Here is a 21,232-nt window from a genome sequence, read left to right on the forward strand (position 1 = left end):
TATGCAAGATCATGCTCAACAAAAGCATCAAGTTTTTAATCGAAAACAAATTAGTGGCCTTACTGTTGCTCATTCTTTTTATAGGATGGGGAATTATAAATGCGCCCTTTAATTGGAATACCGGATTTTTGCCAAACAATCCAGTGGCCGTAGATGCCATTCCTGATATTGGCGAAAATCAACAAATTGTTTCCACTGCTTGGGACGGGCGTTCGCCTCAAGACATTGAAGACCAAATTACATATCCGCTCACCTCTGTCCTTTTGGGTATTCCGGGCGTAAAAACCATACGGAGCTCTTCTATGTTCGGGCTTTCCAATATTTACATCATTTTTGAAGAAGATGTGGAATTCTATTGGAGCCGGAGTCGGATTTTAGAAAAACTCAATTCCCTTCCCGCCAATTTACTCCCCGAAGGAGTTAATCCAGCTTTAGGTCCCGACGCCACAGGGCTTGGACAAATATTCTGGTATACATTAGAAGGTAGGGATGAAAACGGAAACGTAACCGGTGGATGGGATTTGAATGAACTGAGAAGTATTCAGGATTTCTATGTAAAATACGGTTTGGCTTCTGCCGGAGGGGTTTCCGAGGTGGCTTCCATTGGTGGTTTTGTACAAGAATACCAAGTGGACGTAAACCCCGAACTGATGCGTCAATACAATATCTACCTTTCTCAAATAGTCAAGGCCGTTAAAAACAGTAACCGCGAAATTGGTGCACAAACATTGGAAATCAATAAAGCCGAATATTTAGTGCGCGGACTTGGGTATGTAAAATCAGCCAGCGATATCGAAAACGCCGTTGTTGCTTCAAAAAACTACACGCCCATACGCGTAAAGGATGTGGCAAATGTTTCCCTTGGCCCTGAAGCACGCAGGGGCATTCTCGATAAAGAAGGTGCCGAAGTTGTTGGTGGCGTTGTGGTGGCCCGTTATGGGGCCAATCCATTGGAGGTCATTAACAACGTAAAAGTCAAAATAGCTGCCATAAGCAACGGGATGCCTTCAAAAAAATTAATGGACGGACGCACATCCAAATTAACCATCGTTCCCTTTTACGACCGTACACAACTTATCAACGAAACATTGCACACGCTCGACGAAGCGCTAACTTTAGAAATTTTAGTTACTATCTTGGTTATTGTAGTAATGGTCTTTAATTTAAGGGCTTCCATCCTTATTTCGGGCTTACTTCCCATTGCCGTCCTCATGGTTTTCATTGCAATGAAAGTTTTTAACGTAGATGCCAATATTGTAGCGCTCTCCGGGATTGCAATTGCCATCGGGACAATGGTAGATGTAGGCGTAATCCTTTCAGAAAATATTATTCGCCATTTAGATATTTCTGATGATAAAACACCCATAAATACAGTTGTTTACAATGCCACTTCCGAAGTTTCGGGGGCTATTCTCACGGCGGTTTTAACGACCATTATTAGTTTTGTGCCCGTATTTACCATGATTGGAGCCGAAGGTAAATTATTCCGCCCATTAGCTTTTACCAAAACCATGGCGCTCACCGCTTCCATTTTGGTAGCATTGTTCCTCATTCCACCATTTGCAGCCTTTATTTTCAGAAAAAAACAATGGAAATCGTCATTGACATTTATTGGCAACACACTATTAATTGCCATTGGCATTACGGCAATTATTTACGGGTTTTGGCTGGGCTTGGCACTTATTGCATTCGCCCTTGTCAACATTTTTAAAAAGCGCAATAAAATAACAGCACAGTTGGCAAATAAATTAATGGTTATTATTACCGTATTAACCATTACTGCCTTATTAGCGGCATATTGGCGACCCTTGGGAGTTGACAAAAATTTAATCTTTAATTTCTTGTTTGTGGCCCTTATCTGCTTTGGTCTGCTAGGCATTTTTATAATTTTCAGCCGTTATTATACCCGTATTTTGCAATGGGCATTGGCAAATAAATTAGCCTTTTTGTCCATTCCATTGACTATTGTTGTGTTAGGGATTTCAATTATGCTGAATACTGGAAAAGAGTTTATGCCATCGCTTAACGAAGGTACTTTTTTGCTCATGCCTACTTCCCTACCGCATGCCGGGGTTGAAGAAAACAAAAAAGTTTTACAGCAACTTGACATGGCGGTAGCCCATATACCAGAAATTGAAATGGTGGTGGGGAAAGCTGGAAGGACCAATTCGGCGCTCGACCCTGCCCCGCTTTCCATGTATGAAAACATTATTCAGTACAAACCGGAATATATAGAGGATAAAGATGGTAAACGCCAACGTTTTAAGGTGAATGAAGATGAACTGTTTGTTCTAAAAAACGGAAAAACGATTGCCGATGGAAAAACAAACGGGCAATTACAAAAAATTTCTTCAGAAGAATTAATTCCTGATGAAGATGGGGAATACTTCCGTAATTGGCGTCCAAACATACAATCGTCCAACGATATTTGGGACGAAATTGTCAATGCCACCAAAATTCCCGGCGTAACTTCTGCACCAAAACTACAGCCCATTGAAACACGGCTGGTCATGCTTCAAACGGGAATGCGTGCGCCCATGGGCATTAAGGTAAAAGGAAACGACCTAAAAACCATTGAACACTTTGGGTTGGAGTTGGAAAACATCCTTAAAAGTACAGAAGGTGTAAAACAGGAAGCCGTTTTTGCCGACCGGATTATCGGGAAACCGTATTTGCTGATCAACATTGACCGAAATCGACTTGCGCAATACGGAATTTCCATTGAAGATGTACAGGAAATCCTTCAGGTTGCCATTGGTGGAAAAGTGCTTACTAAAACTATTGAAGGCCGCGAGCGCTACAACATTCGGGTGCGTTACCCACGGGAACTACGCGACGGGCCGTCAACATTCGAAAATATTTACGTCCCCATTGAAAACGGAAACCCCGTTCCGCTTAAAGAGCTGGCCACTATACGCTACGAAAAAGGGCCACAAGTAATTAAAAGCGAAGATACTTTTTTAGTAGGTTATGTTTTATTTGATAAATTGGATGGTTTTGCCGAAGTAAATGTTGTTGAAAGTGCCCAAAAAGCAATTAAACAGCATATAGCGTCGGGCGACCTTAAAATTCCGCAAGGTATTAGTTACGAGTTTACGGGAACATACGAAAACCAAATCCGTGCCGAAAAAACCTTGTCGTTTGTCGTTCCGTTGGCGTTGCTTATCATTTTCCTTATTCTCTATTTTCAATTCCGTTCCGTAAGCACTTCTTTTATTGTGTTCTCGGGCATTGCGGTAGCTTTTGCAGGAGGTTTTATATTGATATGGCTTTACGGTCAAGATTGGTTTATGAACTTTGGCTTCTTCGGGAAAAACATTCGGGAACTTTTTCAAATGCATACCATTAACCTGAGCGTTGCCGTTTGGGTCGGGTTTATAGCCTTGTTTGGTATCGCTACCGACGATGGCGTGGTCATGGCCACCTATTTAAAGCAAACATTCGAGAAAAATACCCCCGAAAATATTAAAGACATTAGAGCATCGGTAGTAGAAGCAGGTACCAAACGTATCCGCCCGTGCCTAATGACCACGGCAACCACATTATTGGCATTGCTTCCGGTTTTAACATCGTCCGGGCGCGGAAGCGATATTATGATCCCGATGGCCATTCCCAGTTTTGGCGGAATGCTCATTGCCTTGATTACCCTTTTTGTGGTTCCGGTGCTGTATGCATGGACAAAAGAAGCTAAAACCCCCCAAAGGGAAGGAGTTAATTGATTATAAAAATCTTGTAGGTACAAGTAATTAGAAAACAAATGAAAAATTTAATAACAAGTTTTATTTTAATCATGGTCGGGTTTCTAGTGAATGCGCAAACCCTAAACGATTATATCGATACAGCGCTTAACAATAACCCGCAAATAAAGGCTTATAATCTTAAATACAACATTGCCGAAGAAAAAACCAATGAATCGGCTACGTTGTCCAATACCGAATTTGGCGCGGGCTATTTTGTAAGCGAACCCGAAACCCGAACAGGACCGCAGCGGTTTAAACTCTCTGCCAAACAAATGTTGCCTTGGTTTGGAATCATTACGGCCAGGGAAAATTATGCAAATTCGCTCGCCGAATCGGTTTATGCCGATATTGCCGTGGCCAAATGTAAATTAAGTCTTTCCGTTGCGCAATCGTATTACAATTTGTACGCCTTGGAGGCCAAGCAAACCGTTTTACAAGAGCAAATAGAACTGTTAAAACATTATGAACAAATTGCCTTAACGGGGGTTGAAGTTGGAAAAACATCGGCTGTAAAAGTATTGCAACTACAAATACGCGAAAACGAGCTGGAAGAACAGGAAAAAATATTTGAACAGGACTTTTTGGGCGAACAAAGCCGTTTTAATTCGCTATTAAACCAGCCCAAAGACTATCAAATAACCATTGTTGAGAAGTTGCTTATCCCAACGGAAGCGGAAGAAATTAATATTGACAGCCTCTATGTGCATCCGGAATTATTAAAATATGATGCCATGTACGCATCTGTAACAGAAGCCGAATTGTTGAACCAAAAAAGTAGCGGACCAAATCTGGGGGTTGGTCTGGATTATATCAACGTTGCCGAAAGAACCGATATGGACATGCCCGACAACGGTAAGGATATTGTAATGCCCATGGTGTCGGTATCCATTCCTATTTTCAATAAAAGTATCCGTTCAAAAACCATTCAAAATAAATTACAGCAAGAACAGTTGTTAGCAGAAAAAAATACCAAAACCAACGAGCTTGAATCGTATTTGGAAATTGCCCTCAAAAAGAGAAAAGCGGCCAGAATTAGCCATGAAACACAAATAAAAAACTTAAATCAGGCAAAAAATGCAGAAGAAATATTGATAAAAAACTACGAAACCGAAACCATGAACTTTAACGACCTGCTCGATATTTTGGAGCTTCAATTAACTTTTCAGCTCAATAAAATAGAAGCCGAAAAAAACTATTACGTACAAAGTGCAACCATTAATTACCTTACAAATAAATAATAACTCTTAAATTTATAATATCATGAAAAAAGCAAGTTTTAAATTATCGATTATCGTCATTGCCCTTATTGGGTTTATTGCTTTAGGCTGTAAAAACCAGAACAATGAAAGTTCGGCAAACGGGAAAGCACTGGCGTTTAAAAACGACCTTACGGAAAAAGCATTTTTGCATTACCAGGAAATAAAAACAGCCCTTACCAAAGGCAATGTAGACGCCGCCAAAATTGGGGGTAAAAAGCTATCGGAAACCATTAGCAACAACTATATGGACGTCTCCAACCTTAGCAAAGAAATTGCTACCGAAGACGACATTGAAAAACAAAAAGTTTCATTCTCCAAACTTACAGAGGCCATTCAACCTATTTTTGAATCCAATATTTCTGAAGGGGCTTTGTACAAGCAGTTCTGCCCCATGGCCTTAAACAACGAAGGAGGTTATTGGTTTTCTACTTCAGAAACTATTGAAAATCCTTATTTTGAAGGTAAAATGGATACCTGTGGCTCGGTAAAGGAAGTTTTAAAGCAATCCTTTCTAAAATAAAAAAAGGAAGATGAAGATACTGGTTAAAAATATGGTCTGTGAACGTTGTAAAACAATTCTAAAACAGGAACTGGAAGCATCGGGCATGAGTATTAACGCAATTGAACTGGGCGAAATTGATATTCAAGCTGCCCAAGCAGCCGACATGCGAACCATTGAAAATATTATTATCGAAAATGGTTTTGAAATGGTGAAGGACAATACCGACCTACTTGTTGAAAACATCAAGGCTCAACTGCTTCAGCTGGCAAACGAGCCAAAAAATGTAGCTTTATCTTCCTTTTTATCAAACAAACTCCACAAGGATTATTCGGTACTGAGCAAGGTATTCAGCAAACACCAAGGCATTACCATCGAAAAGTATTTTATCAACTTAAAAATTGAAAAAGTAAAAGAGCTCATTCAACTCGGAAGGTTAAATTTCTTAGAAATTGCTTATCAGCTCAACTACAAAAACAGCAGTCACTTAGCCCAACAATTCAAAGCTATTACAGGAATGTCGATGAGTACGTACAAAGACCTAAAAAACTGGAATAGGAAACCTTTGGACCAAATACTATAAAAATTGCCCATAATTCCAAAAAGCGCCAACGCAATGAAAAGGTAATTTTGTTTATAAACAGATAAAGATGAAACATATATATAGCGTACAGGGAATGAGTTGCCAAGGTTGCAAAAACCATGTAGAAAAGGTTTTAGGTGAAGTAAAAAACGTTTCTAAAGTTACCGTTGACCTTGAAGAAGCCTCGGCGACCATTGAAATGAACGAGCACATACCAATAGAGACGTTGCAAGAAGCTTTAAAGAAAGACGGTGGGCATTATAGCCTTTATCCAAAAGAAGAAGCGCATACAGCTTCGTGTTGTGGCAATCATTCAGAAAAAACATCAAAAGAAAAAAGCAAAAAGCAAGGTACAGGGGTGTTTTATTGCCCCATGCACTGCGAAGGCGATAAAACATACAACGAGCCGGGAGATTGCCCCGTTTGTGGGATGGATTTAGTAGAAGAACAAAGCATTTCGAGCTCTCAAGAAACCGTTTACACTTGCCCAATGCACCCGGAAGTTGAAAAAGACGAACCCGGCGATTGCCCCATTTGTGGTATGGAGCTCGTACCAAAAGCCCCAGATGTTTCTGCCGAAGAAAAGAATTATCGGGCCTTAAAAAAGAAATTTTGGATAGCATTGGCCTTTACGCTTCCCATTTTTTTAATTGCCATGTCCGAGATGCTGCACAACAATCCGCTGTATGGAATAGCCGACCTAAAATACTGGAACTGGATACAATTTGGCCTTTCCATTCCGGTAGTTTTCTATGCCACATGGATGTTCTTTGAGCGTGCCTATAAATCCATAAAAACATGGAACCTCAATATGTTTACCCTTATTGGCATTGGTGCAGGCATTGCGTGGATTTTTAGTGTTGTTGGCATGTTGTTCCCCAATATTTTTCCCGATCAGTTTAAAACCGAAAGCGGTACCGTGCATGTTTATTTCGAATCGGCTACCGTTATCCTTACTTTGGTGCTATTCGGGCAATTGTTGGAAGCCCGTGCACACAGCAAAACAAACTCGGCCGTAAAAGAACTGTTAAAATTGGCGCCCAACAAAGCCATTCGTGTAGTTGATGGAAATGAGGAAGAAATTGCCATTGAAAAAATTAACATCGGCGACATTCTACGTGTGAAACCGGGCGATAAAATTCCCGTTGACGGAAAAATTACGGAAGGAGAAAGCTCCATAGACGAATCCATGATAACAGGAGAGCCCGTTCCGGTAGAAAAGCAAAAAGGCGACACTATAAGCAGCGGAACCATAAACGGCAACCAATCCTTTTTAATGGAAGCCGAAAAAGTGGGAAGCGATACATTGCTCTCGCAAATCGTTACCATGGTAAACAGTGCCAGCCGCAGCAAGGCACCCATACAAAAACTGGCCGATAAGGTTTCGGCTTATTTTGTACCCATTGTTGTGCTTATTTCCCTTGTTACTTTTATCGTATGGGCCATTTGGGGGCCCTCGCCTGCCTATGTTTATGCACTGGTAAATGCCATAGCCGTGCTTATTATTGCATGTCCGTGTGCCTTGGGCCTGGCCACGCCCATGTCGGTTATGGTAGGTGTGGGAAAAGGAGCTAAATCGGGCGTACTTATTAAAAATGCCGAAGCCCTGGAAACCATGTTAAAGGTTACCACCCTTATTGTTGATAAAACAGGAACGCTTACCGAAGGAAAACCCACCGTTGAAAAAGTAGTGGTTAGAGAAAAAGATATTCCTGAAGAAGAAGCATTAAAATACCTGGTATCCATTAATAGTAACAGCGAGCATCCTTTGGCCAATGCCACTGTATACTACGGAAAGGAAAAAGGCATAAAACCCGAAAGTACAAAAGATTTTAATTCCGTCACCGGAAAAGGGGTTGAAGGAACAGTAAACGGTAAAAAGGTTAAACTGGGCAACCAAAAGCTTTTTGAAAATGCATCGGTTAATTTTTCAGAAAGCATTCAAAAAGAAGCTTCAGATTATCAAGCACAGGGAAAAACTATTTCTTATTTGTCCGTTGATGATAATGTGGTTGCTTTTGTGGTCATTTCAGATAAAATAAAAGAAAATAGTAAAAAAGCCATTCAGCAATTACATAAAAAGGGAATTGAAGTAATCATGCTTACCGGAGACAACGAAAATACCGCCAAAGCTGTTGCCAACGAATTGGAAATTGATGGATTTAAGGCGCAAATGCTTCCGGAAGACAAGCTTAACGAAGTAGAAAGGCTCCAAAACAAAGGAAAAACAGTAGCCATGGCAGGAGATGGCATTAACGATGCCCCGGCCTTGGCAAAAAGTAATGTGGGCATAGCCATGGGAACCGGAACCGATGTGGCCATAGAAAGTGCTGCCATAACTTTGGTAAAAGGCGATATGCACGGTATTGTAAAAGCCCGCACTTTAAGTGAAAAGGTGATGGAAAACATTAAACAAAACCTATTTTTTGCCCTTATATACAATACACTGGGCATTCCCGTGGCGGCAGGCGTATTGTTTCCGGTGTTTGGCTTGCTGCTCTCGCCCATGATTGCCGCCTTGGCCATGAGTTTTAGCTCGGTGTCTGTAATTGCCAATGCATTGCGGTTAAGAACAGTAGCCGTTGAATAAACATATTTATGAACAATAAAAAAGAATAGAAATATGCAAACAAAGAAAAAAATGACAGGGAATTATACAAAGTTCTTTTTAATGTTGGGCTTTTCGTTTATAGCCATGTACATAACCATGTACCTAAACAGTTATGCAATGGACCATGTTTATTTTAGCCTTACGCGTTTCTATATGGCCTGTTTGGGAATTTCAACAATGGCAATTATTATGCTCTTGTTTATGTTTAAAATGTATAAAAACAACCGGAAGAACATTAGTATTGTATTGGGGAGCGTTGTACTTTTTTTAACAGCATTATTTTTGGTGAGAGCCCAGAAGCCCATTATTGGAGATATTTTATGGATGAAAGCCATGATACCCCACCATTCCATTGCAATTTTAACCAGTGAACGCGCAGACATTAAAGATCCGGAAGTAAAACAATTGGCAGAAGATATCATTAAAGCTCAAAAAAGAGAGATTGAAGAAATGAAGGCAATGATTAAACGCCTTGAAAGCAAATAGCAACATTCCTCCTATTTAATTATATACAAAACATGAAAAAAAATACAATTTATATCATCATTGCCGCCATAGCGGGCTTATTATTGGGCTATGTTTTATTTAGCGGAACTAATGCCGTTGAAAAAAAGGAAGAACACCTGCATTCTAAAAACGAACAAATGTGGACCTGCTCCATGCATCCGCAGATTATGCGGCCCGAACCCGGCGATTGCCCCATTTGTGGCATGGATCTAATCCCGGCAGGACATCAAGATAAAGATTCTATTAATGTAAACCGGTTTAGCATGACCAAAAATGCCATGGCCCTGGCCAATATTCAAACTACCATTGTTGGAAATATTACGGCCAAAGCAAATACCATTTCTCTTTCAGGTAAAATTCAACCCAATGAAGATGAAACCTTTACACAACCGGCGCATTTTAATGGAAGAATTGAAAAGCTGTACGTAAAATCGGTTGGGGAAACTGTTAATAAAGGGCAAGCCATTGCAGTTCTGTATTCGCCAGAGCTTATAAGCGCCCAGCAAGAGCTCCTTACCGCTTATAAAATGAAGGAAAGCCAGCCCGGACTTTATACCGCCGTGAGAAATAAATTTAAAAACTGGATGATTCCCGAAAAGGAGATTAACGAAATAGTGAGCTCGGGAAAGGTTAAAAACCGTTTTACCATTTATTCGCACATATCGGGAGTTGTAACAAATCTGGAAGCCACTGAAGGGTCGCACATTATGGATGGAAAAGCCATATTCACTACCGCTAACCTCAACTCGGTTTGGGCTGTTTTTGATGCCTACGAAACACAAATCCCCAACATAAAAAAAGGTCAGAAAATACAAATTACCACCAATGCATATCCCAGTAAAACAATTAATGCCACCATTAACTACATAGACCCCATACTTAATACCGAAACAAGGACCGTAGAAGTACGCGCTGTATTAAAAAACCAAGACAGTGCCCTAAAGCCCGGCATGTTTGTACAGGCTACCCTACAAAATGTAGGTACAGAAAGCAATATGGAAATAAGTATTCCTGCAAGTGCCGTTATGTGGACAGGTAAACGCTCTGTTGTATATGTAAAAGATACTGCCGGAACTCCTACTTTTGAAATGAGGCGTATTGAAATAGGCTCCAAAAATGGCGAATATTATACTGTTATAAATGGCCTGCAAAATGGTGAAGAAGTAGTAACGCAAGGAACTTTTACCGTAGATGCCGCCGCACAATTACAAGGCAAAGCCTCTATGATGAACGGGGAATAGGTTGGTTAGAGTTGAGAGTTCAGAGTCCCGGTTTCATTCTGGTTTAAAGTATAAAGTCACAACAACCAATGAGCAACAATCAACGCCCAACGAACAAGGTTCCAAAAACCTTAACCCCAGAAAACATTAAAACAAAAGGCTAAAAAGAAAAGAGGTGAGCCGTAGCCTAAGGTTTTTTAGGGCGTGGGAGATATGTGTTTCTACTGTTCGTTTGGAGATGTTAAGCTGGTGGGCTATTTCGGCATTGGTGAGGTTTTCTTCCCGACTGAGTATAAATATTTCCCGGCACCTATCGGGTAGTTCCTGGATGGAGTTTGTTACTATGTTGTTGGTCTGGTCGAATATTAATTGGTGGTCGGTTTCTGTTTCTGCATGGACGTGCAATAAGTATTCTTTGTGCGCATTGGTTAACGGCAGTTTTTTTAGTTCTTTAAAGACCCTAAATTTTGTGGCCTGTTTTAAATAAGCTTCTATATTGTTGTTTTCTATTTTATGGCGCCGCTCCCAAAAATCCAGCCACACGTCCTGCACCAGGTCTTTTGCATGGGCTTCGTTGTCTATAATAGCCCTTGCCATGACAAACAGAGGCTCCCAATACCGGTTAAAGAGTTGCTTAAAGGCTTTTTCATCGTCGCGTTTTATGCGGTTTACGAGTTGGGCAATGGTTTCTTTGGAATGTGTGTTCATTGCCATCAAAATAAATAAAAGTCTTTTCTATTGGGGTTAAGTTAAAGTAAATTTAATGCAAATAGAAAGCTATGAAATAGACAAAACCCCGATAATTTTACCGGGGTTTGCTGGAATTAAATCAATTTAATTAAAACAATTGATTATAAACACTTACTTGGTCTGCGTTTGGGCATCCGGTTGGGTGTCTATTTTGTAAGAACTGGTTGCCGTATAGGTATTGCCGTACATATCGGTAGCTTTAATTTCTATTGGGTGTTCTCCTACTTCTAGTTTGGTATTGATTTTTCCCCTCCACAAATGTTTGCTGTCTATGGGGTTGGAAGAACGCCTGCCGGGCATTAATGTATCGGTAAGGTCCCACTCAAAAACCAATGCTTCATATGATGGATCCTGTTCCTGAACGTATTCCATTGGTTTCCAATCGCCTTTATCTATTCTATATACTACTTCGTCGTTTTCACTTCCTATAAAAAAGTTGGCATAAATACCTGCTTTGGTGTTCCTTCCTTTGGCCACAACCTTGGGGGCAAAGATTTTCATCTGGTAGTCTTCGGGCTTACCGGCCACTTTGTACTTTACGTTGTATTGGTTTCCGTTGAAATGTATGTATGCGTAGCCTTTTGGAGTTCCATCGCGCATTACGGAAATAGGGATGCCCTGTTTGTTTAACTTTCCAGAATACCAATCGCCCGAGGTTGTCCCCACATTGTAATGATGGTGTGGTTTATCCTGCTTCCACCCCTGCTCTTTCCCCAGAAAATCCTGTCGCTGTATATGGGTGTGCGCCGACAGCGACAGGGTGTTTGGATATTTTTTTAAAAGATCGAACAAACGCTCGCGGCTGTCGTCCTTAAAGGGATCGCCTTCGGGTTCGCTAAGCGGGATATGGAATGCCAATACTATTAAATGGTCTTTAGGCACGAACTTTAGGTCGTTTTCAACAAATTGAAGTTGATCGTCACGAAAACCGCCCCAGTAACTTTTCCCGTCACGCGGATCGGGATACAAAACATCGTCCAGGACTATAAAGTGAACCTTCCCATAGTTAAATGCATAATTAGCGGGGCCAAAATGCGCCTCATAAGTTTCGTCTGCCAGATGGTCTTCTTCGGCATCGAAATTAAGGTCGTGGTTGCCCAGAAGGTTGTACCATGGAACGCCTACATCTTTCACGGCCTTAATGTATGGGTTGAAAAGCGAGAGGTCGTTCCCTACCAGATCGCCCATGCTCAAACCAAATGCTACATCTTTAACACCTTTTAATTCGTCTACAATACCACGTGCAAAGAAATCTACTTCTTCGAGCGTATATGGTTGCGGGTCTCCAAATATAAGCGAGGTAAACGCTTTGTTTTCTTCAGAGGGCATTAAACCAAAATCTACCGATCTGGGCAATTTTCCCGTTGGGGACACGCCCTCGAACTTAAATTTTGGGGAACCGTTGGGTTTATGAATGTAAAAGAACTGCGATAGGTTGTCTTTATTTGTATTGATTGCATATCCCGATGGTTTTATTACCGAAATAATGGCATCGTTGCTTATAGGAAGCTCGTATTTACCGTTACCATTGGTTACCACTACTTCTACCCCATTGGTTACGGAAACTCCTTCGAGGCCTTTTTCTTTACGGTCTTTTTTTCCGTTCTTGTTGGTATCGTTGTATACATAGCCTTTTACGGTATCCTGGGCAAAGGAATATCCGGCCAGGAAAAGCATACAGCCGAGCGTACATAATGTTTTGTTTTGCATGTTTATATTCTTTTAGGTTAATTTTCTGTGTCCCACCAAACTTTTATATTGATTTCATCGCCTCCCATGGCTTCTACAGCCTTTTGGTAATTTTCGCTGTTCATTGTCCCGGCCGATATTGGATAGTAAAAACGTGTTGGCATTTCTCCATTATTAAGCATATCGGGAGATTTGGGCAATACCGGGAAACCAGTCCTTCTATATTCAAACCACGATTGATAATCGGTAAAATATAGGGCGTAGTATTTTTGAAGCATAATACGCTCTAAAGTTCCATTGTATGCTGTAAATTCGTTCTCAAAATAGTCTTCTGGTACTTCTGCCCCCCATAATTCAATAGCGGCCTTGGTCCCGTTTTGGTAATGCAGTTCGGCATTGTTTAAATAACCGCGCTGTGCCAGTTCTGCCTTTATAAATTCTACTTCGCCATAGGTAAGCATTGGTATAATCATTGGTGCGACTACTTGTTTGTTGCTTACGCCCGATGGTGTTGCTATACTATCTGGCAACGGGTTGTTTCGTTGATCTATTGGTTGGCCTATGTACGCGTAATCTTCATCGTTCAGGCCTCTTGCCACAGTTGCATAAATTTGTCGTCTGGGGTCGTTAAAATTATTTAGGTTGTTCATAAAAAACTCGCAATAATACCTAAACACATTAAAATCTGAAGCCCTGTCCCAAGGGGAAAGATTGGGTGCAACTCCTGTTACCTGCAATACTGCCGCATCTTCATTTGAAGTAAATATAGGATATTTAGATGGGTTATTGATAATGCTCGTCATTTTCTGGAACGAATTCATTTCCGCCCTGTTAGATACTCTTAACAATAACCTTAAATGAAGGGAATTGGTAAACTTTTGCCATTTGGAGACATCGTTGAAAAAGAGAATGTCCTCGGTATAGACCATTCCCACGGAAGCATCGTAAAGATTGTTTGCCTTTTCCAGATCTTCTAAAATGATTTTATAAATTTCTTCCTGCGAGGTATATTCCGGAAAGAAAACATCTTCTTCGCCTTTTAAAGCTTCAACCATTGGTACATTTCCAAAAACATCGGTAAGCATGGAAAACGCATAGGCCTTTAATGTTAGCGCAATGGCTTGGTAGTTTACCTTTTCTTCGGCAATGGCAGCCTGTTCCATTTCCATGATATTGGGGAGCCATCGGTAATATTCGTTCCAGAAGCCCGCTCCCACATCTTGACGTAAATCGTACAGAAACGGTTGGTCTGTAGTTTGGTCTGCTCCATAAAACACCTGCATCAAGCCAAAGGTTTTATCCCGTGCTTCGTGTGCGTTTTCGTTTGCCAAGGCATATATTGTTGGGTTCAACGGACTTGCGGCCGTTATTTGCTCCAATTGATTGGGATGGGTGTTGATTTCTTCAAAATCTCCCGTACAAGCTGTAACTACAACTAGAAAGGTTATTAATATAATTGATCTAATTTTCATCATTTTATTATTTTTCACTTAAAAGTCTATTTTTACGTTCATGCCAAATTCTGTTGGTACTGGCATTTGCCCTACTTCTACTCCCTGATACAGTTTAGTGCCTCCAGCCTGACCGGCTACTTCTGGGTCATAAATAGGAAAATCTGATATTACTGCAAGGTTTCTTCCGTAAATAGAAAACTTTGCCGTTTGCAAGAACGTGGGTGCCAAGAATTTCTTCGGAAGGGAATACTCGAAACTAATTTCCCTCAATTTTACAAAGGAAGCATCAAAAGAGTTGGCTTCGGTATTTGCCAGTTTATAGTGCTCATCATAATAAACAGCAATGGGTAAAGGCGTTGTGTTTGGCGAATAGGTCCCGTCTCCGTTATCTACAACACCATCTCCAACAAGTTCTCCTTCTTCCCTTCCCCTTAAGGTATGTTTTAATTTTCCCTGTTGGGTAAGTTTATGGTGGGTATGCGAATAGATTACGCCCCCATAACGCCCATCGATGGTCATGCTGATTCTAAAATTGTTGAACTTGAAATTATTGATAAACCCGGCCTGCCATTTCGGCGTTGTTTCTCCAATATAGATATCGCTATCGGTCATTTGTGGGTGTCCGTTTTCATCGTATAAAACCTCGCCATCGGGGGAACGCTCAAATCCTCTTCCGTACAAAGCCGTAGCCGAACCACCTTCTACCCCTACCAATCTAGCGCTTGAAGAGCTTAACATTTGTAGTTTTCCTTCAAGTCTTGGGTCCAGGCTTAAAACCTTACTTCTATTTAAGGACCAATTAACTATGCTTTCCCACTCAAAACTATTGTTCTTTACAGGTTTAAAGCTAAGCATGGTTTCTGCACCAATATTCCTTACTTCTCCAGAGTTTATCCATGCGGTGCTATATCCGGTAGAACGGGTAAGCGGCACCCTCAATATTTGATTGACCGTTAAGGTTCTATAGACCGCAAAATCCAAATTGATACGGCTATTGAACATACGCATATTAAAACCGGCCTCTATACTTTTTGTAAGTTCCGGCTTTAGGTCGGCATTGTACAAGGTTGTTGGTGCCACTGCCGAGCTCGGGAAAGGGTAAGGCCCTTTTCCATAATATTTACTGGTGCTATAGCGTGGCGCATCGTTTCCAACTTCAGCGTAAGAAAACCGCAACTTTGTAAAATTGATTACCTCTGGGAAGTTAAGCAGTTCGCTTAAAATAACACTTGTATTTACTGATGGGTAAAAGAAGGACCAATTGTTTTTTGGCAATGTGCTCGACCAGTCGTTTCTTCCGGTAATATCTAAAAAGATCCTATTTTTATATCCAAAAGATGCCAGTCCATACAAACTATTTACCTGTTCGTTACCATCATAAGCACTGGTAAACAAATTGGTTCCATTAGCAAGATTATAAATCCCGGGGGTTTCCAGACCTTCTGTCCAGGAATCCAATCTTCTGTATTTGTATTTCATTACATTGCCCCCAAGCGATCCAGAAACATCGAAATTGGAAAATTTATTGGTATATGTCAACAAGAAATCGGTATTGACTTCTTCACTGTAAATATTTGTTTTCTTAAAAAACCCGGTACTATATCTGTTTATATCGTATGGGCGTTGTTGTTCTGTTCCTTTGGAATAACTGTTAAGGGCACCACGCAACATTAGGTTAAGTTTGGGTGAAATTGCAACGTCTGCTTTTACATTTCCCGTAACCGAATTTTGATCCAAAGAGTTGGTCATTTCATAAGCCATGGCATATGGGTTGTCTATGTAACCACTAAAAGGGCGGATCATGTCTACTTGTTCCTTTCCTTCTTTCCAAATGGGTTCGTACCAAGATAGGTCTACACTAGGGTTCTGAAAGATCATGAAATAGGCAATTGAGTGATTATTGTACCCATGGCCGGGGAGATTGTCACTTTGCCTGTTTCTATAATTTATAACAGAACTTAACTTTATTGCATTGGAAACCTGATAATTTCCGTTAAGGGAAACCGACATCTGTTCGTACCCAGTATTGGGCATGATCCAATCGTTTTTTAAATGGGTTATGGAAGTACGCATAGACCCCTTTTCGCCACCCCCTTGAATAGATACATTTTGTGTATAGGTTGTACCGACCCGCCAGAAATCCTTACGGTTGTCTTTATAGGGTTGCCATAATTGACGTTCGGCAGATTGCCCCTCCAAAGTTGGGTCGTATTGATAGTAATATTGCCCGTCAAATTTTGGCCCGAATGCAGAGCTGCTTCCTCCGGTACTTTTACCATCTTCTGAGGCGCCATACGAATAATAAAGCGTACCATCGGGCTTAACGTAGCTGCCCTTACCGCTTCCCTGTCCATATTCGTATTGCCAGTCCGGCCAACGCGTAATTACATCAAAACGGGTATTGGAACTTACGGAAACCCCCAAGCCTTTTTGCTTTTTCCCCGATTTTGTAGTAATGATAACAACACCGTTGGCGGCACGGCTACCATAGAGTGCCGCGGCCCCGGCTCCTTTCAGTACCGATATATTATCGATATCGTCGGGGTTTATATCTGCTATTCCGTTGCCGAAATCTACCGGTGTATCGTTGGAAGCGTCTCCGCCCATGTACGAATTGGATGCCCCGGAAGTTGAAAGCTCACTGGTTACCGGCACCCCATCTACCACTATAAGTGCGGCATTGGCTCCGGGATCTAATGAATTATCGCCCCTCAATTTTATTTGTTGAGAATTTAATGGGCCGCCCAAAGATTGTATGGACAAACCCGGTACCTTCCCCCTTAGTGCTTCCGACCAGTTATTGGTCCGGGCATCGGTTAATTGCTCCGACTTAACCGTTTGTTGGGCATAGCCCAGTTTCTTTTCTTCTCTTTTTATTCCCAATGCGGTAACCACTACTTCGTCCAGTTCGGATACATCCTGCAATAACTGAATTTGGTATTCTTCTTCGTCTCCAATGGTTATGGTCTGAGAAATAAAGCCAATGTAGGTAATGGTTACTTCATCTCCTTTTTGTGCCGTAATGGTAAAGTCTCCGTTAAAATCGGTTACCACGCCCAAGGTTTTACCGTTTACTTGAACGGAAGCCCCCGGTAGCGGAACTCCATCTTGGTCTACAACTTTTCCATGGATGGTCATTTGCTCTACCACCTGTACCTTTTTGCGGATAGGAAAACTTTTAATCTTGGAGACGCTTATAAGTTCGTTAATCCTATAAAAACGCAATTGGTTTTCTTTTGAAACTTTTTCCAACAATTCCAAAAGATTTACCTCTCCCGAGAAAGTTCCAACAGAAGTGCTTAAATTGATTTGGTCTTCTGATATTATAAAATTGTAATTGGTCTTACTTTCTATTATACCGAATAATTCTTCGAGATTGTATGCCTTGTTATTTAGCATTACATTAGACCTCTTTAATGCCTGCCCGTTTATTTCGGTAGCAAACAAACTATGCAATCCTAAAACTATTATTATATAAAATGAGGAAATACGCATAATTAATTTATGACATTTAGAAACGTTTTTTTTCATATTTTTATTCCGATTTAATCGATTAGCATTTTTGATTTGTGTTTGACTGATACATTTTTAATTTGTTGCGGTTATTTTACAGAGGAAGTGTTGGCGCACTTCCTTTTTTTGGGCACAAACTTTAATGGCCCAATATTTTTTGTTTACATATTATTTTTCATCTATTGGCAGTGTTTTAAAGATTAGTATTTGGTTTTTAGTTGTTTTCTTGAACTTTAAATTGGCCGTGTTGGTAACAGCCAAAAGAATGGATGTAAGGCTTTGGCCTTTAAATGTTCCCGTTATCCTTACTTCATTAAGATCGGGCTCCTGTAACTTTATGGCAACCTTAAATTTATTTTCAAGGACTTTAATGATATCCAAAAGCCTGTCGTTGTTGAAACTTAAGTTATTGGTCATCCATAAAAGTGTAGTCTTTGGGTCGAACATTTGGGTTTGCACCACGCTGTCCGTTAAATTAAACTCAATCTGTTCCTTAGGTTTTAATACTTTAGAAGTCCCTAGTCCCCGAACATCCACAGAACCTTCTACCAAGGAAACAGAAACCTTATGGGCCGTCATGTCCACATTAAATTTTGTCCCCAAAACCGTCGTTGTAACATTGTTTGCAGCCACCGTAAAAGGACGGTTTTTATCTTTTGAAATTTTAAAGAACGCCTCGCCCCTTAAAGTTACCTCCCGTTTATTGGACTTAAATTTTTGCGGAAAACTAAGACTGCTGTTATGGTTGAGCGTTACGGTACTGCTATCGGTAAGCACAATGGTTTTTATTTCATTTTCTGAAGTGGCAATGGTGGTATACAAAACTTTTTGAGGGCCATAAAAGCTATACCATGCCGAAAAACCGACGCCCAAGGTTACCGCTATAGATGCCGCTATTCTATACCAGTTTGCCTGCTTGGCAGTTATTTTACGCTTTATGCTTTTATAGATATCTGATTGTACCTGCTTTTTATGCTGAACGGAATCAAAGACATTGGCCTTGTTTTCTTCGGTAAAATATCTGTTAAAATCTTCAACAATATTCTTTTCACCTTCAGAAGCAGTTCCGTTTATATATCTACTTAATATTTTTTTGAATGTTTTATCCTTCATACGGTATGTCTAGGTATTCAACTATATATACCGCATATCCATACCTACACGTAGTGAGAAAACTAGAAAAAAGCCCTATTTAACCTTTTGTTTAAATAACAGGATTGTGTTTACAATAATGTAACAGTAGGTATTGATTAAATTAAAAAAGGAAGGGTTCTTCTTTCTTAGGCTGAAAAGTTATTGGACGGGGTAAAACAGTTAAATAAAGCAATTAAAAAGACATCAAGATTAAGTCTCTATAGCAACAGAAAGAACTTTGTGAACTATGAATTTGATTATATAAAATCGTTTCAAACACAAATCTGAAATTTAAATACCTAAAAGAAAATGCTTAATATAAGCTCACAAATTGTTCAAAACCACAATTAACAGTATTATAAACTATCTAAAAAACAAAAAAGCTGCTATTTACCTGTGTAAAATAGCAGCTTTTTTAAAATATTATACCTGAAGCTGGTTTTAGTCGGTTGTTGGAACAATTTTATCTATTATATGGATAATCCCATTGGTGGCTTTTATATCTTTAATTATAATTTTGGCCTCCCCGTTTATAACAATGTTTCCACTGCCGTCTTCTGTTATGGTAAGATCTTCGTTTAGCCCATTTGTAACAATTGCTTCGGCAATTAGTTCCTGTGCTGTAAATTCCCCTTCAACTACATGGTTAACAATTAGGCGGTTAAGCACAAATCCGCCGGGAAGGGTTCCATAGGCAGTAAATGCTGCATTATTGGGCGCAAATACCGTAAACGGACCATCTTCTTCCAGATTTGCCGTCATCCCGGTGCTTTCCAGTACCGTTTGCAACGTAGACAGATCATCGCGGGCAATAATAATGTCTATGACAGAATCGGTTATGGGCTCGGCAGAGGTGCTTGCAGTATATACATCACTTAATTCTGAAACATTTCCAGACGCATCCATTGCCTGTACGGTAAATTCATATGAGTTGTCCGGGGCTAAGCCGGTAACTTCCATGGTTGTGCCCGAAACCCTGCCAATACTGACGTCGTCTTGAAAAACTTCGTATTCGCTAACTGCTTCATTGTCGGTGGAGGCTGTCCATGTTAAGGTTAGTGTTGTAGAAGCAATATCGGTTGCTTGTATGTTGGTTGGTACGGTAGGCGCCTCGGTATCTTCACCAGACAGTGTCGTGGCCGTTATGGTCGCGCTTTTTTCTGATAGGTTCCCTGCAAGGTCCTCGGCAACGACATAAAATTCGTATTCGGTTCCTGTCGCAAGATTGTCTACCGTAAATACTACTTCACCATTGGTTTTACCTATACTGGTTCCGTTCTGGAAAACTTCGTAATCGGTAACTTCGTTGTTATCGGTGGAGGCTTCCCAAGAAAGTTCCATGGAAGAAGCTGTAATATTTGTTGCCTGCAAATTGGCGGGAGCACTTGGTTTTTCTGTGTCCTCTTCATCAGCAGTTGTTACGGTTAAAGGGTCGCTAATGGAGGATACATTATCTTCTCCATCCAACGCTTGTACGGAAAATTCGTAACTGGTGTTGGCCATAAGTCCGCTTATTTCAAGGGATATATTCCCTCCGCTAAGTCCAATACTCTCGCCGTCCTGAAAGACTTCGTAATTGGTTACCTTAACGTTATCGGTGGCGGCTTCCCAAAATAATTGTAGCGATTCGGTTTTTACGTTACTGGCGCTTAGGCCCGTGGGTACGGTTGGTGCTTCGGTGTCGCTTAAAAGTTGGTCTAATGTTTCCCTGTCGTCATTACAAGAAATTGTAAATAAAATCATTACGGACAAGCATAGTTGCCCGAACTTCATGGCTGCGTTTTTCATTAGATTTAGATGTAATTTATATTAATGGTACAATTGATAAATTACATACGTTTAAAAAGGGGAAATAAGACTATAACACCCATTGTTTTAACATATTATGATTAGTTATCCCGCTAATTATGGATAGAAAGCGTAAAAAATCATTCATTTTTTTTATTGCGTCTCTTTTTTCTCCATGTTAAATAGAAGATTATAATTAAAACGGGGATTACAATATAAAAAGTAACATCAATCCACGAACTCAGGTCAATGGGATCGTTGTTTCCCGGTTTCGGAATGCCGTCTGGCGTTTGTAATATGTTGCTTAATCTCATCATTCTATGTAAAATTAACTACTAAAATATACAATTTTAAAATGTGATAGATAAGTATTTTTTTACATTTAACTTTTTTATTGGGGTTAAAATTACAGAGAAAGGAATTTCTTTATCCATACAATATATTTAATATAAAATTGCCTCAATAAAAAACATAATTGTTATTTT

Annotated in this window: 14 protein-coding genes; 7 read left to right on the forward strand and 7 right to left on the reverse strand. The window is 40.3% G+C overall.

From position 1 onward, the window contains the following. Positions 1-11: 11 nt before the first annotated feature. From UXI14_RS00345 to UXI14_RS00375, 7 genes are all read left to right on the forward strand, one after another. Complete coding sequence (locus tag UXI14_RS00345) at positions 12-3,719, forward strand: efflux RND transporter permease subunit (RefSeq protein WP_335964286.1); 3,708 nt, start codon at positions 12-14, stop codon at positions 3,717-3,719. Positions 3,720-3,757: 38 nt separating this feature from the next. Beyond that, the gene (locus tag UXI14_RS00350) at positions 3,758-4,978 is read left to right on the forward strand and encodes a TolC family protein (protein ID WP_335964287.1); all 1,221 of its coding nucleotides are present in this window, start codon (positions 3,758-3,760) and stop codon (positions 4,976-4,978) included. 22 nt (positions 4,979-5,000) lie between these two features. After that, a complete protein-coding gene (locus tag UXI14_RS00355) occupies positions 5,001-5,519 on the forward strand; it encodes a DUF3347 domain-containing protein (protein WP_335964288.1) in 519 nt (172 codons plus the stop codon). Positions 5,520-5,529: 10 nt separating this feature from the next. After that, on the forward strand, positions 5,530-6,081 hold the full coding sequence (locus UXI14_RS00360) for a helix-turn-helix domain-containing protein (RefSeq protein ID WP_335964289.1): 552 nt from the start codon (positions 5,530-5,532) through the stop codon (positions 6,079-6,081). A 67-nt stretch (positions 6,082-6,148) separates the two neighbouring features. Then, complete coding sequence (locus UXI14_RS00365; protein WP_335964290.1) at positions 6,149-8,671, forward strand: heavy metal translocating P-type ATPase; 2,523 nt, start codon at positions 6,149-6,151, stop codon at positions 8,669-8,671. 33 nt (positions 8,672-8,704) lie between these two features. Continuing rightward, a complete protein-coding gene (locus UXI14_RS00370; protein WP_335964291.1) occupies positions 8,705-9,178 on the forward strand; it encodes a DUF305 domain-containing protein in 474 nt (157 codons plus the stop codon). Positions 9,179-9,210: 32 nt separating this feature from the next. Further along, positions 9,211-10,440, forward strand: coding sequence for an efflux RND transporter periplasmic adaptor subunit (locus UXI14_RS00375; protein WP_335964292.1), 1,230 nt, complete (start codon positions 9,211-9,213; stop codon positions 10,438-10,440). Between the two features lie 126 nt (positions 10,441-10,566). On the opposite strand, the gene UXI14_RS00380 is transcribed toward UXI14_RS00375, so the two are convergent. The 7 genes from UXI14_RS00380 to UXI14_RS00410 all read right to left on the reverse strand — a co-directional run bounded on the left by UXI14_RS00380 (position 10,567) and on the right by UXI14_RS00410 (position 21,064). Continuing rightward, complete coding sequence (locus UXI14_RS00380) at positions 10,567-11,127, reverse strand: RNA polymerase sigma-70 factor (RefSeq protein WP_335964293.1); 561 nt, start codon at positions 11,125-11,127, stop codon at positions 10,567-10,569. 153 nt (positions 11,128-11,280) lie between these two features. After that, positions 11,281-12,879 carry a calcineurin-like phosphoesterase family protein gene (locus UXI14_RS00385; protein WP_335964294.1) on the reverse strand — a complete coding sequence of 533 codons (1,599 nt, stop codon included), beginning with the start codon at positions 12,877-12,879 and terminating at the stop codon, positions 11,281-11,283. Positions 12,880-12,896: 17 nt separating this feature from the next. Beyond that, a complete protein-coding gene (locus UXI14_RS00390; protein WP_335964295.1) occupies positions 12,897-14,333 on the reverse strand; it encodes a SusD/RagB family nutrient-binding outer membrane lipoprotein in 1,437 nt (478 codons plus the stop codon). 15 nt (positions 14,334-14,348) lie between these two features. After that, entirely contained in the window at positions 14,349-17,843 is a 3,495-nt protein-coding gene (locus tag UXI14_RS00395; RefSeq protein WP_335964296.1) for a SusC/RagA family TonB-linked outer membrane protein, read from the reverse strand. Positions 17,844-17,993: 150 nt separating this feature from the next. Further along, positions 17,994-18,938 carry a FecR domain-containing protein gene (locus tag UXI14_RS00400; protein ID WP_335964297.1) on the reverse strand — a complete coding sequence of 315 codons (945 nt, stop codon included), beginning with the start codon at positions 18,936-18,938 and terminating at the stop codon, positions 17,994-17,996. 462 nt (positions 18,939-19,400) lie between these two features. Further along, complete coding sequence (locus UXI14_RS00405) at positions 19,401-20,747, reverse strand: fibronectin type III domain-containing protein (protein WP_335964298.1); 1,347 nt, start codon at positions 20,745-20,747, stop codon at positions 19,401-19,403. Between the two features lie 140 nt (positions 20,748-20,887). Further along, positions 20,888-21,064, reverse strand: coding sequence for an adenylosuccinate synthetase (locus tag UXI14_RS00410; protein ID WP_335964299.1), 177 nt, complete (start codon positions 21,062-21,064; stop codon positions 20,888-20,890). Between the last annotated feature and the right edge of the window lie 168 nt (positions 21,065-21,232).

The organism is Galbibacter sp. PAP.153 (assembly GCF_037029175.1).
Lineage (GTDB): Bacteria > Bacteroidota > Bacteroidia > Flavobacteriales > Flavobacteriaceae > Galbibacter > Galbibacter pacificus.

Excerpts from the sequence above, each read along its gene's own strand:
- UXI14_RS00345 (WP_335964286.1), top strand. The coding sequence starts at position 12 with ATGCTCAACAAAAGCATCAAGTTTTTAATCGAAAACAAATTAGTGGCC.
- UXI14_RS00350 (WP_335964287.1), top strand. The coding sequence starts at position 3,758 with ATGAAAAATTTAATAACAAGTTTTATTTTAATCATGGTCGGGTTTCTA.
- UXI14_RS00355 (WP_335964288.1), top strand. The coding sequence starts at position 5,001 with ATGAAAAAAGCAAGTTTTAAATTATCGATTATCGTCATTGCCCTTATT.
- UXI14_RS00360 (WP_335964289.1), top strand. The coding sequence starts at position 5,530 with ATGAAGATACTGGTTAAAAATATGGTCTGTGAACGTTGTAAAACAATT.
- UXI14_RS00365 (WP_335964290.1), top strand. The coding sequence starts at position 6,149 with ATGAAACATATATATAGCGTACAGGGAATGAGTTGCCAAGGTTGCAAA.
- UXI14_RS00370 (WP_335964291.1), top strand. The coding sequence starts at position 8,705 with ATGCAAACAAAGAAAAAAATGACAGGGAATTATACAAAGTTCTTTTTA.
- UXI14_RS00375 (WP_335964292.1), top strand. The coding sequence starts at position 9,211 with ATGAAAAAAAATACAATTTATATCATCATTGCCGCCATAGCGGGCTTA.
- UXI14_RS00380 (WP_335964293.1), bottom strand. The coding sequence starts at position 11,127 with ATGAACACACATTCCAAAGAAACCATTGCCCAACTCGTAAACCGCATA.
- UXI14_RS00385 (WP_335964294.1), bottom strand. The coding sequence starts at position 12,879 with ATGCAAAACAAAACATTATGTACGCTCGGCTGTATGCTTTTCCTGGCC.
- UXI14_RS00390 (WP_335964295.1), bottom strand. The coding sequence starts at position 14,333 with ATGATGAAAATTAGATCAATTATATTAATAACCTTTCTAGTTGTAGTT.
- UXI14_RS00395 (WP_335964296.1), bottom strand. The coding sequence starts at position 17,843 with ATGAAAAAAAACGTTTCTAAATGTCATAAATTAATTATGCGTATTTCC.
- UXI14_RS00400 (WP_335964297.1), bottom strand. The coding sequence starts at position 18,938 with ATGAAGGATAAAACATTCAAAAAAATATTAAGTAGATATATAAACGGA.
- UXI14_RS00405 (WP_335964298.1), bottom strand. The coding sequence starts at position 20,747 with ATGAAAAACGCAGCCATGAAGTTCGGGCAACTATGCTTGTCCGTAATG.
- UXI14_RS00410 (WP_335964299.1), bottom strand. The coding sequence starts at position 21,064 with ATGATGAGATTAAGCAACATATTACAAACGCCAGACGGCATTCCGAAA.